The following is a 15,132-nucleotide window of genomic DNA, read 5'->3' as shown; positions in this document are numbered from 1 at the left end:
CGGCGATTTACCGCGGCTACGGCTTAAGCGCATGAAGGCAATTGTTGGCAGCATCGTCGCGCTCGTCACGCCGATGCACCCGGACGGCAGCGTCGACTACGAGGCACTCGGCCGGCTCATCGACTGGCACATCGCCGAAGGCACCGACTGCATCGGCGTCGTCGGCACCACCGGGGAATCGGCGACGCTCACGGTGCCCGAGCACTGCGAGGTGATCCGCTTCTCGGTCGAACGCGCCCAGGGCCGCGTGCCGATCATGGCCGGCGCCGGCGGCAACTCGACCGCCGAGGCGATCGAGCTGACGCGCTTCGCCAAGGAAGTCGGCGCCGACTGCACGCTGCAGGTCGTGCCCTACTACAACAAGCCGTCGCAGGAAGGCATGTACCGCCACTTCCGCGCGATCGCCGAAGCGGTCGACCTGCCGCTGATGCTCTACAACGTGCCCGGCCGCACGGTCGCGGACATGCTGCCGGAAACCGCGCTGCGCGTCGCCCAGGTGCCGGGTGTCTTCGGCATCAAGGAAGCCACCGGCAACATCGAACGCGCCGCCTGGCTGATCAAGCACGCGCCCGAAGGCTTCTCGGTCTATTCCGGCGACGACGGCACCGCCGTCGCGCTGATGCTGCTGGGCGGCAAGGGCAACGTCAGCGTCACCGCCAACGTCGCGCCGCGGCTGATGCACGAGATGTGCGTCGCGGCGATCGAAGGCGACGCGCGCCGCGCGACGGCCATCCACTTCCAGCTGCTGGCGCTGCACCGCGCGCTGTTCTGCGAGTCCAACCCGGCGCCCGCGAAGTGGGCGCTGCACCGGATGGGCCGCTGCGCCAACGTGCTGCGCCTGCCGCTGCTGCCCGTCACCGAGGCCGGCCAGGCCGCGGTCGACGCCGCGCTCGCCGACAGCGGCGTGTGCATCTGAAGAAGCCCCTCACCCGCCACCCGCGGCCGCCACAGGCCGCGCCGGAGACCGTCACCGTGAATCGTATTCCCGTCGTTCCCGCAGCCCGGACCACCGCGCTCGCCGTCGCCGTCGCGCTGGCCGGCTGCTCCTCGATCGGCGACATGCTGTCGGGCGACAAGGTGGACTACCGCAGCACCAAGGTGCGCGAGCAGCCGCTGGACGTGCCGCCGGACCTGAGCCAGCTCGCACGCGACAGCCGCTACCAGGCCCAGGGCGGTGTCGTCAGCGCCGCCAACTCCGGCCTGGCGACGTCGGCCAACGGCGCCGCCATGGCCGGCGCCGGCGCCGTGGCCCCGGCGGCACGCGGCGAGACCCGCGTCGAGCGCCTGGGCAACGAGCGCTGGCTCGTCGTGCCGATGTCGCCCGACCAGCTCTGGCCGCAGCTGAAGACCTTCTGGCAGGAGCGCGGCTTCGTCATCGAGAGCGAGGACGCGCAGACCGGCATCCTCGAGACCGACTGGGCCGAGAACCGCGCCAAGCTGCCGCACGACTTCATCCGCACGACGATCGGCCGCGTGTTCGGCAACCTCTACGACACCGGCGAGCGCGACCGCTTCCGCATGCGCGTCGAACGCACCGCCACCGGCAGCGAGGTCTACATCGCCCACCGCGGCCTGGAGGAGGTCTACGTCGGCGACCGCAAGGACGCCACCGAGTGGCGCCCGCGCGCCAGCGACCCGCAGCTCGAGGCCGAGATGCTGACGCGGCTGATGGTCAAGCTCGGCACGCCCGAGACGCAGGCCCGTGAGGCCGTGGCCGCCCCGGCCGTGGCGCAGTCGCGTGCACGCCTGGTGCAAGGCACGCCGGCGACGGTGGAGGTCGACGAGGGCTTCGACCGCGCCTGGCGACGAGTCGGCCTGGTGCTCGACCGCACCGGCTTCTCGGTCGAGGACCGCGACCGCGCCGCCGGCCTGTACTTCGTGCGCTACATCGACCCGAAGGAGATCGGCAAGGAGGAGCCCGGCTTCTTCTCGAAGCTCTTCGGCGGCGCCAAGGACGGCCCGGCGGGCCCGCAGCGCTACCGCGTGCTGGTCAAGGCCGCGGGCGACAAGACGACGGTGACGGTGCAGCCGGCCAGCGGCAGCGGCTCGGCCGGCGAGTCGGGTGATCGCATCGCCGGCATCCTGGCCAACGAACTGCGCTGAGCTCGTCCACGTGAAAGAAGGCCGCCTGCGGGCGGCCTTTTTCTTGTCCCTGCGGGTTTGTCGCAGGCATGAAAAAAGCCGCCCGAAGGCGGCTTTTGAGCGTTCGGATCGCTCGGTCTCGCGATTATTGCGAGGCGGCTTCCGAGGCCGGGGCGGCGACTTCCGACGCGGCTTCCACCGGCGCCGAAGCAGCTTCCGAAGCGGCCGGAGCCGGTTCAGCGGCCGGCGGCGGCGGCGGGGGGGTTTCTTCCTTCTTGCCGCAGGCGGCCAGCGCCATCGCGGCGACCAGCGAAGCCAGAACGATCGACTTGTTCATGCGTGTGTCCTCAGGGAATTGTGGGTCGACGGAACCTCAAGGGATGGTGGGTCGACCCGACCCGGATCTCGCAACCCTCCACCCCCGAAAGACAAGGACGGGCTTTGCGCCTCTCCCATGCCTAGCCTAAAAGTATAGCGCCGAATAGGTGCATTCCCCTACAGGCCTAAAGGACGGAGGAAAAACGAGGGTTGCGCGCGCTCGATGCGGCCGTCCAGCACGTCGCGCCAGCGCTGCGCGTCGCCCGCGTCGCGGCCGGCACGGCCGCGCCAGTGCTCGGCGTCGCGCAGGTGCACGAAGACGTCGCCGTCGTCGACCAGCACCCGCGGCAGCTCGGCCTCGTCGCCCTCTTCCGGCGCCCAGCCTTCGACGGCGTGAGCCCAGGGCGTGCGCCAGGCGACGAAACGCGGATGGCGGCGCGGCAGCACGCTCCAGTCGGCGGCCAGCAGCACGAGGCGGCGCTGCGGCCGCTTCAGCCAGGGCACGAGGCGGTCGTGCAGCGCGGCGTCATCCAGCGGCCAGTCGGCGAAGTCGGGGTCGCAGCAGACGATGCGGCGCGCACCACGCGCGATCGCGGCCTCGAAGGCCTGGTGCACGGCGTCGTGGAAGGCGCCGCGCGTGTCGAACAGCGCCGAGCCCGCGCTCATCGCCCACCCCGGCGCACCCAGCCGGTCTCGATCCAGCCGGCCACGGTCTCGCGTGCGCCGTCGCTGAGGCCGGCACAGTCGCGTGCCGACAGGACACGGTCGTCGGCCAGGCGGCGCATCAGGCGCGCATCGCGGCCGCCGGCGACGAAGGACTCGCCGTTGAGGAAGACGTGGCGCTCGTCGTAGAGCATGCGGCTCTTCGGATCGAGCGCGACACCGGCGGCGAAGGCCTCGTCGCCGTCGACCGCCTCGCCGTCGAACCAGACCCGCGGCTTGGGCTCGCTGAGGATCTCGCCGAGCGCGCGGTCGAGCGCGCCGCGGCGCGTGAGCAGACGCTCGACAGCGCGGCCGGCGAACTCCCGCAGCCCCGCCGGGATCTCGCCCGGCGTCGCGGTGGCCGGCTGGCGCGGGTCGCGGTAGAGCGCGCCGTCGCCGAGTTCGTCGTCTTCGGCCAGGCGCTGCAGCAGCTCGCGCGCCAGCCCGGTCTGCAGCGGCACGCGGAAACCCGCCGAGGCCGTCATGCACTCGCCTTCGGCGATGCCGTCGTGGCCCCAGCGCGGCGGCAGGTAGAGCATGTCGCCGGGCTCGAGCACCCACTCCTCGGCGGGCTCGAAGTTCTGCAGCAGCCGCACCGGCATGTCGGGCAGCAGCGTCTCGTCGGCCACCGGGCCGATGCGCCAGCGGCGGCGGCCGTGCACCTGGATCAGGAACACGTCGTAGGAATCGAGGTGCGGGCCGACGCCGCCGCCGTCGCTGGCCCAGGACAGCATCAGGTCGTCCAGCCGCGCCTCGGGGATGAACGAGAAGCGGCGCAGCAGCTCGTGCGCCGCCGGCACGTGCAGGTCCAGGCCCTGCACCAGCAGCGTCCAGCCCGGGCGCGAAGCCGGCGGCAGCGCGCGGCGTGCGAACGGGCCCTGGCGCAGCGACCAGCGGCCGCCGTCGCGCTGCACCAGGCGCGACTCGACGTCTTCGCTGCCGGCCAGGTCGAACAGCGCGGCGCGCGCCAGCGGCGGCGTGACGCCCGGCAGCGCCTGGCGCACGAGCAAGGGCTTCTTCTGCCAGTGGCGCCGCATGAAGGCCTGCGGCGAGAGCCCGCCCAGCAGGGCGATCGGTGCGTTGAGATCCATGCCCCATTGTCCCGCGGACGCTGTGCGATCATCGCCCGATGAACATCGCAGCTCCCTGCGTCGTCAGCCTCACCTGGCTGCTGACCGACGCCCAGAACAACACCATCGACGAACTGAAGGAACCGGTCGAGTTCTTCTACGGCGGCGACGACCTGCTCGCCCCGGTCGAGGAAGCGCTCGCCGGCCACGTCGAAGGCGACGAGGTGCGTGTGCAGCTCGAACCCGAGCAGGTCTTCGGCGACTACAAGAGCGAACTCGTCTGCTTCGAGGACCGCAAGCTCTTCCCCGAGAACCTGGAGACCGGCATGGCCTTCGAGGGCCTGCCGCCGGGCGCGGCGACGCCGGACATGCCGGCCGACACGATCTACGTCGTCACCGAGGTCTACCCGTCGCACGTCGTGCTCGACGGCAACCACCCGCTGGCCGGCATGGCACTGCGGCTGACGATCCGCGTGCGCGCGGTGCGCGAGGCCGACGAGGACGAGATCGAGGCGCGCAGCGTCGGCAACAACGCCTTCACGGTGCTGGACGCGGCCGCGCCGGAGCAGCCGCTGCACTGAAGCCGGCGGCCCGGCGCTGGAAAGCTGGGGTCAGGTCTCTCAAGACCTGACCCCGCCGATTTAGACCTGACCCCGCCGATTTGACCCCGCCGATCCTCAGCGCGCCCCGGTCGAGCCGAACCCGCCCTCGCCGCGCTCCGACGCGTCGAAGTCCTCGACGATGCGGAAGGTGGCCTGCACCACCGGCACGACGACGAGCTGCGCGATGCGCTCGAAGGGCTGCAGCGTGTACGCGGCGCTGCCGCGGTTCCAGACGCTGACCATCAGCGGGCCCTGGTAGTCGCTGTCGATCAGGCCGACGAGGTTGCCGAGCACGATGCCGTGTTTGTGGCCCAGGCCCGAGCGCGGCAGGATCACCGCCGCCAGCGACGGGTCGGCGACGTGGATCGCGATGCCGGTGGACACCAGCGCGCTGGCGCCGGGCGCCAGCTCCAGCGGCGCGTCCAGGCAGGCGCGCAGGTCCAGGCCGGCGCTGCCGGGCGTCGCGTAGCGGGGCAGCTGGTCCGCCATGCGCGGGTCCAGCACCTTGAGGTCGATCGTCGTCATCAGGTCGGGAATCGGGTGATGCGGCCGGCGATCTCGCGCACGAGTTCGCGGGCCAGGCTCAGCTTGTCGCCGTGGGGCAGCTCGCGTTCGCCGGCGGCGTCGACGAGCAGCAGCGTGTTGTCGTCGCGGCCGAAGGTCGCGGGCCCCAGGTTGCCGACGATCAGCGGCACGCCCTTGCGCTCGAGCTTCTCGCGTGCGTGGCGCACGAGGTCGTGGCTCTCGGCGGCGAAGCCGACGCACCACGGCCGCGTCTGCACGGGCAGGCGCGCGACGGCGGCCAGGATGTCGGGGTTCTCGGCCAGCTCGAAGGTCGGCGCGATCTTCTTGCCGTCCTTCTTGATCTTGTGGTCGTTGAACTGCGAGGGCCGCCAGTCGGCGACCGCCGCGGTGGCGACGAAGACGTCGTGCGTGGGCGCCAGCGGCAGCACCGCGTCGTGCATCTGCTGCGCGCTGCAGACGTCGATGCGGCGCACGCCGGCCGGCGTCGGCAGGTGCACCGGGCCGGCGACCAGCGTCACGTCGGCGCCGGCCTCGGCGGCGGCGCGCGCGACGGCGAAGCCCATCTTGCCGCTCGAATGGTTGGTGATGCCGCGCACCGGGTCGATGGCCTCGAAGGTCGGCCCGGCGGTGATCAGCACGCGCCGGCCGGCCAGCACCTTGGGCTGGAAATGCGCGACCAGCGCGTCGCGCAGCTCGACGGCCTCCAGCATGCGGCCGTCGCCGGTCTCGCCGCAGGCCTGGGAGCCGCTGGCGGGCCCGAGCACGATGGCGCCGTCGGCGGCCACCTGGGCCACGTTGCGCTGCGTCGCCGGATGGGCCCACATCTCGCGGTTCATCGCCGGGGCGACGAACAGCGGCACCCGTTCGGCCGGCCGCGCCAGGCAGGCCAGCGCCAGCAGCTCGCCGGCGCGGCCCTGGGCGAGCTGGGCGATGAAGTCGGCACTCGCCGGCGCGACGACGATCGCGTCGGCCTCGCGCGACAGCTCGATGTGGGCCATCGAGTTCGCCGGGCGTGCGTCCCACTGGCTGGTGAACACCGGGCGACCCGACAGCGCCTGCATCGTCACCGGGGTGATGAACTGCAGCGCGGCGTCGGTCATCACGACCTGCACGGTGGCGCCGGCGCGCACGAGCTCGCGCGTCAGCTCGGCGGCCTTGTAGCAGGCGACGCCGCCGGTCAGCCCGAGCAGGACGTGGCGGCCGAGAAGGTCTTGGCGATCGGACATGGGGCGGGACTGTAAGCGCGGGCCGGCTTCAGGCCGCCGCTCCATGGCATTTCTTGTACTTGAGGCCGCTGCCACAGGGGCAAGGATCGTTGCGACCGGGTGTCTTCTCGACACGCCGGGTCTCGGGCTTGGGCGCGTGGTCGACCCACCACATCCGCAGGTCCTGCACGGCGTAGCAGGCCTCGTCGATCAGGCGGTCGCGGTCGGCGCCTTCGTCGCCGTAGACGGCCTTCACGTGCTCGGCCAGTTCCTCGCTGCCTTCGGCCAGGCGCAGCGCGTGCACCTGGGCCAGCAGCTCCTCGAACGCGGCCATCGAGTCCTCGCCAGCGTCGGCGCGCCAGTCGGCGCTGAAGGCCTGCAGCGCGGCGAAGAAGCCGTCGGCCCATTCGGCGCCGGTGACGAGGCCCGCGGCCTCCTCGGGCTTCAGGCCGTCGACCTCGATCGCCTCCTGGCGGCCGGCGTCGTCCCAGACGTACATCAGCGGCGCCAGGCGCAGCGCGTCGGGGTCCTCGTCGATCGACTCGGCGTCGAGCTGCACCGCCAGCGCCGCGGCGCGCGTGGTCAGCGCCTGCTCGGCCGCGGCCTGGTCCTCGGGGTCGGCGAAGGCACGTTCGTAGGCCTCGCCGGCCATCGCCGGCAGCCACGACGCGATCGGCAGCGGCTTCGGGCCGGCGGCGAGCGCGGCGAGGAAGCCGTCGCACCATTCGGCCGACAAACGGCCGTCGAAGCCACCAAGGCGCTGGCAGACGGTGCTGAAGGCCTCGATCTCGGCCTCGGTGTTCTGGCGTGCGGGTTTCATCGTGTGCGGCCGGCGGCAGCCGGCAGGTTCAGCCGGCGGCCGGCGGCAGCCGCGGCGGGTGAGAAGCGGGCCGGCGCCGCCCGGCGCCTCAGGCGCGCTCGCCGACCCAGCCGGCCACCGAGGCCAGCGCCTGCGGCAGCGCGGCGGCGTCGGTGCCGCCGGCCATCGCCAGGTCGGGCTTGCCGCCGCCCTTGCCGCCGACCTGGCCGGCGACGAAGTTGACCAGCTCGCCGGCCTTCAACTTGCCGCCCTTGACCAGATCGCCGGTGACGCCCGCGGCGAGCTGCACCTTGGCGCCGTCGACGGCGGCCAGCACGATGGCGGCGCTCTTGAGCTTGTCTTTTAGCTTGTCCATCGTCTCGCGCAGCGCCTTGGCGTCGGCACCGGCCAGCGTCGCGGCCAGCACCTTGATGCCCTTGACGTCGACGGCCGAGGCCAGCAGCTCGTCGCCCTGGGCCGAGGCCAGCCGGCCCTTCAGCGCGGTGATCTCCTTGTCCAGCGCACGCAGCTGCTCGAGCACCGCGTCGACACGCGCCGGCACCTCGGCCGGCGTCACCTTCAGCGTCGCGGCGACACCGCCGAGCGCGCCTTCGAGCTGCTGCAGGTAGGCCAGCGCGTTGTCGCCGGTGACGGCCTCGACGCGGCGGATGCCGGCGGCGACGCCGCCTTCGGCGACGATCTTGAACAGGCCGATGTCGCCGGTGCGCTGCACGTGCGTGCCGCCGCAGAGCTCGCGGCTGCCGCCGATGTCGAGAACGCGCACGGTCTCGCCGTACTTCTCGCCGAACAGCATCATCGCGCCGAGCTTCTGCGCCTCGTCGATGGCCATCGTGCGCGCCTGCGTGGCGGCATTGGCCAGGATCTCGGCGTTGACCAGCGCCTCGACCTGGGCGATCTGGGCCGCGGTCACCGGCGCGTTGTGGGCGAAGTCGAAACGCGTGCGCTCCGGCGTCACCAGCGAGCCCTTCTGCTGCACGTGGCCGCCCAGCACCTCGCGCAGCGCCTTGTGCATCAGGTGCGTGGCGCTGTGGTTGCGGATGGTCTTGGCGCGCAGCTCGGCGTCGACACGCGCGACCAGCGTGTCGCCGATCTCGATCTCGCCTTCGACGATGCGCGCCTGGTGGCCGTGCACCTGGGCCTGGATCTTCACCGTGTCCTCGACGACGAGGCGGGCGCGGCCGTTGCGCAGCTCGCCGCGGTCGCCGACCTGGCCGCCGCTCTCGGCGTAGAACGGCGTGTGGTCGAGCACGACGACGACGTCGTCGCCGGCCTGGGCCTTCGTCACCGGCGTGCCGTCGACGTAGATCGCGCTCACCTTGGCGTGTTCGCAGACCAGGTGCTCGTAGCCGTGGAAGGTGGTCGCCTCACCGTCGTAGGCCAGGCCCTGGGCCATCTTGAACTTGGCCTTGCTGCGCGCCTGCTCGCGCTGGCGCTGCATCGCGGCGTCGAAGCCGGCGCCGTCGACGGTGACGCCGCGCTCGCGGCAGACGTCGGCCGTCAGGTCCAGCGGGAAGCCGAAGGTGTCGTGCAGCTTGAAGGCGGTCTCGCCGTCGATGACGGTGGCGCCACTGGCCAGCGCGCCTTCGAGGATCTCCATGCCGTGGGCGATGGTCTGGAAGAAACGCTCTTCTTCCGCCTTCAGCACCTCGGTGATGCGCAGCCTGTCGCGGCGCAGCTCGGGATAGGCCTCGCCCATCTCGACGGCCAGGGCCTCGACCAGCGTGTGGAAGAAGGGCTTGCGCGCGCCGAGCTTGTAGCCGTGGCGGATGGCGCGGCGGGCGATGCGGCGCAGCACGTAGCCGCGGCCTTCGTTGCCCGGGATGATGCCGTCGGCCACCGTGAAGGCGCAGGCGCGGATGTGGTCGGCGATGACCTTCAGGCTCGGGCTCTCGGCGTCGACGTCCTGGCCGCCGGCGGCCTCGACGGCCGACTTGGCCGCGGCCAGCAGGTTCACGAACAGGTCGATCTCGTAGTTGCTGTGCACGTGCTGCAGCACCGCGGCCAGGCGCTCCAGCCCCATGCCGGTGTCGACGCTGGGCTTGGGGAGCCGGTGCATCGTGCCGTCTTCGGTGCGGTTGAACTGCATGAAGACGTTGTTCCAGATCTCGATGTAGCGGTCGCCGTCCTGCTCGGGGCTGCCCGGGGGGCCGCCGGCGACGTCCGGGCCGTGGTCGTAGAAGATCTCCGAGCACGGGCCGCAGGGGCCGGTGTCGCCCATCATCCAGAAGTTGTCGCTGGCGTAGCGCGCGCCCTTGTTGTCGCCGATGCGCACGATGCGCTCGGCGGGCAGGCCGATGACCTTCAGCCAGATGTCGTAGGCCTCGTCGTCCTCGGCGTAGACCGTCGCCCAGAGCTTGTCCTTGGGCAGCTTGAAGTGCTCGGTGAGCAGTTCCCAGGCGAAGCTGATCGCGTCCTTCTTGAAGTAGTCGCCGAAGCTGAAGTTGCCCAGCATCTCGAAGAAGGTGTGATGCCGCGCGGTGTAGCCGACGTTCTCCAGGTCGTTGTGCTTGCCGCCGGCGCGGATGCACTTCTGGCTGGTCGTCGCGCGCGTGTACGGCCGCTTGTCGAAGCCGAGGAACACGTCCTTGAACTGGTTCATCCCGGCGTTGGTGAACAGCAGCGTCGGGTCGTCGCCCGGCACCACCGGCGAACTCGGAACGATGGTGTGTCCCTTCGATTCGAAGAACTTCAGGAACGTGGAGCGGATCTCGGAGGCTTTCATGCCGCGGATTCTAAGGTTGGGCCATCGTCCAGAATGGGGGTCAGGAGGTCCGAGATGGCAGACAACACGCGTTCCGTGGGGCTGGTGGCGGCGCTGGTCCTGGCGGCGGGGCTGGCCGCCGGCGGTTACGGCGTCGGCAAGGGGCTGGAGCGTTTCCGCGCCGCCGACCGTTCGGTGACCGTCAAGGGGTTGGCCGAGAAGGATGTCGACAGCGACTACGCCGTCTGGCCGCTGGCATTCCGGCGCGGCGGTGCCGACTTCGGCGCCGTGCAGCGCCAGCTCGCCGAGGACCGCGACCGCGTCGTCGCCTTCCTGAAGGCCCAGGGTTTCACCGAGGCCGAGATCGAGATCCGGCCGCTGCAGGTGCAGGACCTTTGGGCGCGCGAGTACGGCGGCAACAACCAGCCGCTGCGTTTCCAGGGCACGGCCCAGGTGCTGGTGAAGTCGGCACGGCCCCAGGCCGTCGAAGCCGCGGCGCTGGCCGTGGACCCGCTGATCCAGGCCGGCGTGCAGCTCGGCGGCGACGGCCCGGCCGGGCCGCGTTACCAGCTGCGCGCCTTCAACGAGGCCAAGGCGCCGCTGCTGGCCGAGGCCACGCGCAACGCGCGCGAGCAGGCCGAGAAGTTCGCCGCCGAGGCCGGCGCCACGCTGGGCGGGCTGCGCAACGCCAACCAGGGCGTGATCCAGATCGGCGCGGCGGGCGGCGAGGGCTTCGACGACGGCAGCGCACGCGTCAAGCGGCTGCGCGTCGTCAGCACCTTCGAGTACACGCTGGACTGACCCGGTCCGAGACCCCCAGAACCCGAGGACGAACGATGGACGACACCGCTTCCCCGCTGGCCACGCTGGCCGATCCGTCGCTGCTGAAGACCGCCGGCCTGATCGACGGCGAGTGGATCGAGGCCGGCAGCCGCTTCGCCGTGCACGACCCGGCCACCGGCCGCGAACTGGCCCAGGTGGCCAACCTGGGCGCCGTCGACTGCGCCGCGGCCATCGCCGCTGCCGAGCGGGCCTGGGCGCCGTGGCGCGCCAAGACCGCCAAGGAACGCGGCGCGGTGCTGATGCGCTGGTTCGCGCTGCTGCACCAGCACGCCGACGACCTGGCGCGGCTGATGACCGCCGAACAAGGCAAGCCGCTGGCCGAGGCGCGTGGCGAAGTGACCTACGGCGCCAGCTTCATCGAGTGGTTCGCCGAGGAGGCGCGCCGCGTCTACGGCGAGACCATCCCGACCACCGACGGCAACAAGCGCTACCTGGTGATCCGCCAGCCGGTCGGCGTCTGCGCGGCGATCACGCCGTGGAACTTCCCGATCGCGATGATCACGCGCAAGGTCGCGCCGGCGCTGGCCGCCGGCTGCCCGGTGATCGTCAAGCCAGCCGAGCAGACGCCGCTGTCGGCGCTGGCGGTGGCCGAGCTGGCGCAACGCGCCGGCATGCCGGCCGGCGTCTTCAACGTGCTGCCGGCCGACGCCGCGAACTCGATCGAGATCGGCAACGTGCTGTGCTCCAGCGACGTCGTGCGCCACCTGTCGTTCACCGGCAGCACCGAGGTCGGCCGCATCCTGATGAAGCAGTGCGCGTCGACGATCAAGAAGCTGTCGCTGGAACTCGGCGGCAACGCGCCGTTCATCGTCTTCGACGACGCCGACCTGGACAGTGCGGTCGAGGGCGCGCTGGTCAGCAAGTACCGCAACGCCGGCCAGACCTGCGTCTGCGCCAACCGCCTGTACGCCCAGGCCGGCATCCACGACGCCTTCGTCGAGAAGCTGGCGGCACGGGCACGCCAGATCGCCGTCGGCAACGGCTTCGAGCCCGGCGTGCAGCTCGGCCCGCTGATCGACGAGCCGGCGATGGCCAAGGTCGAGGCCCACGTCGCCGACGCGCTGGCGCAGGGCGCGCGCCTGGTGACCGGCGGCGAGCGTGTCGGCGAACGTTTCTTCGCGCCGACGGTGCTGGCCGGCGTGACGCCGGAGATGCGCTGCTCGAAGGAGGAGACCTTCGGCCCGATCGCCCCGGTGATCAAGTTCGAGACCGAGGCCGAGGCGATCGAACTCGCCAACGCCACCGAGTTCGGCCTGGCGAGCTATTTCTACAGCCGCGACATCGGCCGCATCTGGCGCGTCTCGGAGGCGCTGGAGTACGGCATGGTCGGCGTCAACACCGGGCTGATCTCGACCGCCGAGGTGCCGTTCGGCGGCGTCAAACAGTCGGGCCTGGGCCGCGAAGGCGCGCGCCAGGGCATCGACGACTACCTCGAGACCAAGTACGTCTGCCTCGGCGACATCCTGAAGTAAGGCTTCAGGCTTCCTCGTCGTTGGCCGCCGCGGCCGGGCCGCGGTCGGCCGGCTGCGCGGCGTCGCGGCCGACCGGCGTGAACTGCAGCGCCGCCCCCAGCGCCCGGCGCAGCAGCGGCTCGGCGCTCTTGCCGTGCTCCGGGTACGAAGCCAGCCCGGCGTGCGGCAGCAGGCGCTGCGCGCGCCCGGCGACGCTGAAGGGCTGCGACAGGATCGCCGCCAGCTTGTCCATCACACGCTCGCCGTCGGCCGGCGAGTCGATCCAGGCCAGCAGCACGGCGAACGCGTCGTGGCCGATCGAGGCGACGACGTCGCTGGCGCGCAGCGCCGCGCGCAGCCGCACCGCGGCCTTGCGCCGCAGCACGTCGGCCGACTCCTGGCCCAGCGTCTCGGCGACCGCGGCCAGGCCGTCGACACGCAGCACGATCAGCGCCATCGGCGCCGGCTCGCGCTCGCGCAGCGCCAGCAGATGCGTCATGTGTTCCAGCAGCTGGGCGTGGTTGGGCAGCCCGGTCGGCAGGTCGGTCGAATAGCCCTTGCGCGCCGCGAGACCCAGGCGCCGGCGCTCGATCGCCAGGCGCAGCGCCCGCGGCACGTCGGTGGCGTCGGCCAGCACGTCCTGGACACCGAACTGCAGCAGCTCGACCGCCGCACGCGGCGCCGGTGCGTGCAGCACGACGACGACCGCGGTGTCCAGCACGGCCTGCGCCAGCGCCGGCCAGTCCGGCAGTGCTCCGGGCTCGGCGGTGGCCAGCAGCAGCGCGTCCGGCGGCTGCTCGCGCAGGCGTGCCGCCACCTGCTCGGGCGAATCGCAGTGCTCGACGACGAAGGGACCGTAGGGCGACCCGGCGATCTCCGGGGCCCCGTCGCCCAGGCTGAGAACTCGAAACACTGCATCCATCGCGGCTCCCGCAGCGAGACGGCCTTGTCGCGCAGGCGACGCGGGCGGAGGGGATCCCCAGTTCACGGGGCCACAACGGGCCGACAGCGGCCCGCGGTCACTGTAACCGCGTGCTGCGACGGTCCCGACATCAGCGCCAAGGCCGCCAACCGGGCCGTCGCGGCTGTTGCGGGCGCGCGACGTTGGTAGTTTTGTGGATGCCGCTAGCGTCACCCCCTTGTCTAACGTCGGGCTGCTGTCGGATTCCCGCGCCGCCGGCAGGCCATCGGCCTGCGTCGCCTGCCTCGGGTCCCGACCGGTTCCTCGTCACACCCGAAGTACAACCAGGAGACTGAACTTGATTTCCAAACCCAGAAGCCTGACCGCCCTCGCGCTGGCTGCCGCGGCCCTGTTCGCCGGTGCCGCGCAGGCTCAGGACGGCAGCGTGCAGATCTACGGCACGCTGGACCTGAGCGTCGACCGCATCAACAAGTCCGAAGGCAACGTCACCGGCACCGTCCAGGGGCTGGCCGGCGCCAACTCGGTCGTCTCGCCCGAGCAGAAGCAGACCCGCCTGGCGCCGAGCATGACGCGCCAGTCGCACCTCGGCGTGCGTGGCACCGAGCCGCTGGGCGGCGGCTGGGAGGCCAAGTTCACGCTCGAAGGCTCGGTCATCGCCGACAACGGCACGATGGGCAACGACGGCCGCATGTGGGGCCGCCAGGCCTGGGTGGCGCTGACGACGCCGGTCGGCGAAGTGCGCCTGGGCCGCCAGGTCTCGCCGATGCTGGCCGCCTACTTCCTGGGCACGCTCGACGGCATCGGCGGCACCGACCTGTTCGCCACCGGCGTCGCGCTGAACAACCTGCAGACCTACCAGGACAACGTCATCAGCTACGGCGTGCGCCAGGGCGCGTGGGCCGGCCGCGTGTCGTACTCGCCGAACGCCGGCGCCGCCGCGCGCATCAGCCCGGTGCGCTCGACGGCGACCAACACCCCGACCGGCACGATCCCGCCGTCGGGCTCGGCGCCGCAGCTGGGCCAGATCCTCGGCGGCCTGACCGCCGGTGCCGAGAGCGACGACGGCCGCGGCAAGACCTGGGGCGCGATGATCGCCTACCTGGGCGACGACCTGAAGGCCGTGGCCGCGTACAACCGCAACGACCTGTCCAACGTGCAGCTCGGCCTGCCGTTCCGCGTCACGCCGCTGTCGCCGGACGGCTTCCTGCCGCTGTTCGCCACCGAGAAGTTCACGAGCTACATGCTCGCCGCGAAGTACAAGTTCGCCTTCGGCACCGAGCTCGGCGGCAGCTACTACCAGGGCCAGCTCGACGAGACCGGCGACACCGACCCGAAGATGCGCGTGCTGGCGATCGCGGCCAAGCACACGATCGGCTCGCTGGACCTCATCGGCCAGGTGATGCAGGCGAAGTTCACCAACTTCACCAAGGGCAAGGACACCGGCTTCATGCTCGGCGCCGACTACAACCTGTCCAAGCGCACCGCGATCTTCGCGCGTGCCGGCCAGGTCAAGGACGACCGCGGCGACATCTCCAACGGCAACCCCTTGCTCGGCGGCGCCGGCCTGGCCGGCGGCCCGGTGGCGCTGCTCGTCCCGCTGGGTTCGACCGAGGTGCCGCTGTTCTCGGGCGCCGGCATGAACATCGACGCCAAGACCAAGATGTTCGGCGTCGGCATCCGCCACTCGTTCTGATCCACGTCGCCCGGGGCCGCGAGGCCCCGGCCCACCCTGACGCCCCGGCCCGCCGGGGCGTTTTTCATGGTGCGGCGGGCAAAGAAAAAGCGCCTGTCCGGGGGACAGGCGCTTCATCGTGTTCTGGAGCGGGTGAAGGGAATCGAACCCTCGTATGAAGCTTGGGAAGCTGCCGTTCTACCATTGAACTACACCCGC

The 15,132-nt window shown here is 71.6% G+C and carries 14 protein-coding genes and 1 tRNA gene; 6 read left to right on the top strand and 9 right to left on the bottom strand.

Annotated elements, in window-relative coordinates:
• The first annotated feature begins 31 nt into the window (after positions 1-31).
• Both dapA and bamC read left to right on the top strand, forming a co-directional pair.
• Positions 32-916, top strand: a complete 885-nt coding sequence (gene dapA / locus G5B56_RS00525; protein ID WP_009858859.1) for a 4-hydroxy-tetrahydrodipicolinate synthase — start codon at positions 32-34, stop codon at positions 914-916.
• A gap of 56 nt (positions 917-972) precedes the next feature.
• Positions 973-2,103, top strand: a complete 1,131-nt coding sequence (gene bamC, locus G5B56_RS00520; protein WP_164962025.1) for an outer membrane protein assembly factor BamC — start codon at positions 973-975, stop codon at positions 2,101-2,103.
• Positions 2,104-2,227: 124 nt separating this feature from the next.
• Here the strand turns inward: bamC and G5B56_RS00515 are convergent, their stop codons facing one another.
• The 3 genes from G5B56_RS00515 to G5B56_RS00505 form a co-directional block, all read right to left on the bottom strand.
• A complete protein-coding gene (locus G5B56_RS00515; protein WP_009858861.1) occupies positions 2,228-2,419 on the bottom strand; it encodes a hypothetical protein in 192 nt (63 codons plus the stop codon).
• A 158-nt stretch (positions 2,420-2,577) separates the two neighbouring features.
• Positions 2,578-3,066: a hypothetical protein gene (locus G5B56_RS00510; RefSeq protein WP_164962024.1), complete on the bottom strand. Its 489-nt coding sequence runs from the start codon at positions 3,064-3,066 to the stop codon at positions 2,578-2,580.
• Positions 3,063-4,193 (bottom strand): cupin domain-containing protein, encoded by a 1,131-nt coding sequence (locus G5B56_RS00505; RefSeq protein WP_164962023.1) that lies wholly within the window; start codon positions 4,191-4,193, stop codon positions 3,063-3,065. Before G5B56_RS00505 ends, G5B56_RS00510 begins: the two co-directional genes overlap by 4 nt.
• A gap of 38 nt (positions 4,194-4,231) precedes the next feature.
• On the opposite strand from G5B56_RS00505, the gene G5B56_RS00500 reads away from it, so the two are divergent.
• Complete coding sequence (locus tag G5B56_RS00500; protein ID WP_164962022.1) at positions 4,232-4,753, top strand: peptidylprolyl isomerase; 522 nt, start codon at positions 4,232-4,234, stop codon at positions 4,751-4,753.
• 96 nt (positions 4,754-4,849) lie between these two features.
• On the opposite strand, the gene dut is transcribed toward G5B56_RS00500, so the two are convergent.
• The 4 genes from dut to alaS all read right to left on the bottom strand — a co-directional run bounded on the left by dut (position 4,850) and on the right by alaS (position 10,046).
• Entirely contained in the window at positions 4,850-5,299 is a 450-nt protein-coding gene (dut, locus tag G5B56_RS00495; RefSeq protein ID WP_009858865.1) for a dUTP diphosphatase, read from the bottom strand.
• Positions 5,299-6,525 (bottom strand): bifunctional phosphopantothenoylcysteine decarboxylase/phosphopantothenate--cysteine ligase CoaBC, encoded by a 1,227-nt coding sequence (gene coaBC / locus G5B56_RS00490; protein ID WP_164962021.1) that lies wholly within the window; start codon positions 6,523-6,525, stop codon positions 5,299-5,301. The genes dut and coaBC overlap by 1 nt, the downstream gene beginning before the upstream one ends.
• Before the next feature lie 28 nt (positions 6,526-6,553).
• Positions 6,554-7,324, bottom strand: coding sequence for a UPF0149 family protein (locus G5B56_RS00485; protein ID WP_164962020.1), 771 nt, complete (start codon positions 7,322-7,324; stop codon positions 6,554-6,556).
• Between the two features lie 88 nt (positions 7,325-7,412).
• Positions 7,413-10,046: an alanine--tRNA ligase gene (alaS, locus tag G5B56_RS00480; RefSeq protein WP_164962019.1), complete on the bottom strand. Its 2,634-nt coding sequence runs from the start codon at positions 10,044-10,046 to the stop codon at positions 7,413-7,415.
• Between the two features lie 54 nt (positions 10,047-10,100).
• On the opposite strand from alaS, the gene G5B56_RS00475 reads away from it, so the two are divergent.
• Together G5B56_RS00475 and G5B56_RS00470 are read left to right on the top strand one after the other, a co-directional pair.
• Positions 10,101-10,826, top strand: coding sequence for an SIMPL domain-containing protein (locus G5B56_RS00475; protein ID WP_009858869.1), 726 nt, complete (start codon positions 10,101-10,103; stop codon positions 10,824-10,826).
• A 35-nt stretch (positions 10,827-10,861) separates the two neighbouring features.
• Positions 10,862-12,340, top strand: a complete 1,479-nt coding sequence (locus tag G5B56_RS00470) for an NAD-dependent succinate-semialdehyde dehydrogenase (protein WP_164962018.1) — start codon at positions 10,862-10,864, stop codon at positions 12,338-12,340.
• 4 nt (positions 12,341-12,344) lie between these two features.
• Here the strand turns inward: G5B56_RS00470 and G5B56_RS00465 are convergent, their stop codons facing one another.
• Positions 12,345-13,241: a GGDEF domain-containing protein gene (locus tag G5B56_RS00465; protein WP_138938929.1), complete on the bottom strand. Its 897-nt coding sequence runs from the start codon at positions 13,239-13,241 to the stop codon at positions 12,345-12,347.
• 337 nt (positions 13,242-13,578) lie between these two features.
• Here G5B56_RS00465 and G5B56_RS00460 point away from each other — a divergent pair, with 337 nt between their 5' ends.
• On the top strand, positions 13,579-14,934 hold the full coding sequence (locus tag G5B56_RS00460) for a porin (protein WP_009858872.1): 1,356 nt from the start codon (positions 13,579-13,581) through the stop codon (positions 14,932-14,934).
• Between the two features lie 124 nt (positions 14,935-15,058).
• Here G5B56_RS00460 and G5B56_RS00455 read toward each other — a convergent pair.
• Positions 15,059-15,132 (bottom strand) — tRNA-Gly (locus G5B56_RS00455).

Source organism: Rubrivivax sp. JA1026 (assembly GCF_011065555.1).
In the GTDB taxonomy this organism is placed as follows: Bacteria; Pseudomonadota; Gammaproteobacteria; order Burkholderiales; family Burkholderiaceae_C; genus Rubrivivax; species Rubrivivax benzoatilyticus.
Note: the sequence above shows the minus strand (reverse complement) of the source record. Positions and strands in the feature narration are given on the sequence as shown.

Bases quoted from the DNA above. Each gene is read 5' to 3' on its own strand.
- dapA (WP_009858859.1), top strand. From the start codon at position 32: ATGAAGGCAATTGTTGGCAGCATCGTCGCGCTCGTCACGCCGATGCAC.
- G5B56_RS00515 (WP_009858861.1), bottom strand. From the start codon at position 2,419: ATGAACAAGTCGATCGTTCTGGCTTCGCTGGTCGCCGCGATGGCGCTG.
- G5B56_RS00510 (WP_164962024.1), bottom strand. From the start codon at position 3,066: ATGAGCGCGGGCTCGGCGCTGTTCGACACGCGCGGCGCCTTCCACGAC.
- G5B56_RS00505 (WP_164962023.1), bottom strand. From the start codon at position 4,193: ATGGATCTCAACGCACCGATCGCCCTGCTGGGCGGGCTCTCGCCGCAG.
- G5B56_RS00500 (WP_164962022.1), top strand. From the start codon at position 4,232: ATGAACATCGCAGCTCCCTGCGTCGTCAGCCTCACCTGGCTGCTGACC.
- dut (WP_009858865.1), bottom strand. From the start codon at position 5,299: ATGACGACGATCGACCTCAAGGTGCTGGACCCGCGCATGGCGGACCAG.
- coaBC (WP_164962021.1), bottom strand. From the start codon at position 6,525: ATGTCCGATCGCCAAGACCTTCTCGGCCGCCACGTCCTGCTCGGGCTG.
- G5B56_RS00485 (WP_164962020.1), bottom strand. From the start codon at position 7,324: ATGAAACCCGCACGCCAGAACACCGAGGCCGAGATCGAGGCCTTCAGC.
- alaS (WP_164962019.1), bottom strand. From the start codon at position 10,046: ATGAAAGCCTCCGAGATCCGCTCCACGTTCCTGAAGTTCTTCGAATCG.
- G5B56_RS00475 (WP_009858869.1), top strand. From the start codon at position 10,101: ATGGCAGACAACACGCGTTCCGTGGGGCTGGTGGCGGCGCTGGTCCTG.
- G5B56_RS00470 (WP_164962018.1), top strand. From the start codon at position 10,862: ATGGACGACACCGCTTCCCCGCTGGCCACGCTGGCCGATCCGTCGCTG.
- G5B56_RS00465 (WP_138938929.1), bottom strand. From the start codon at position 13,241: ATGGATGCAGTGTTTCGAGTTCTCAGCCTGGGCGACGGGGCCCCGGAG.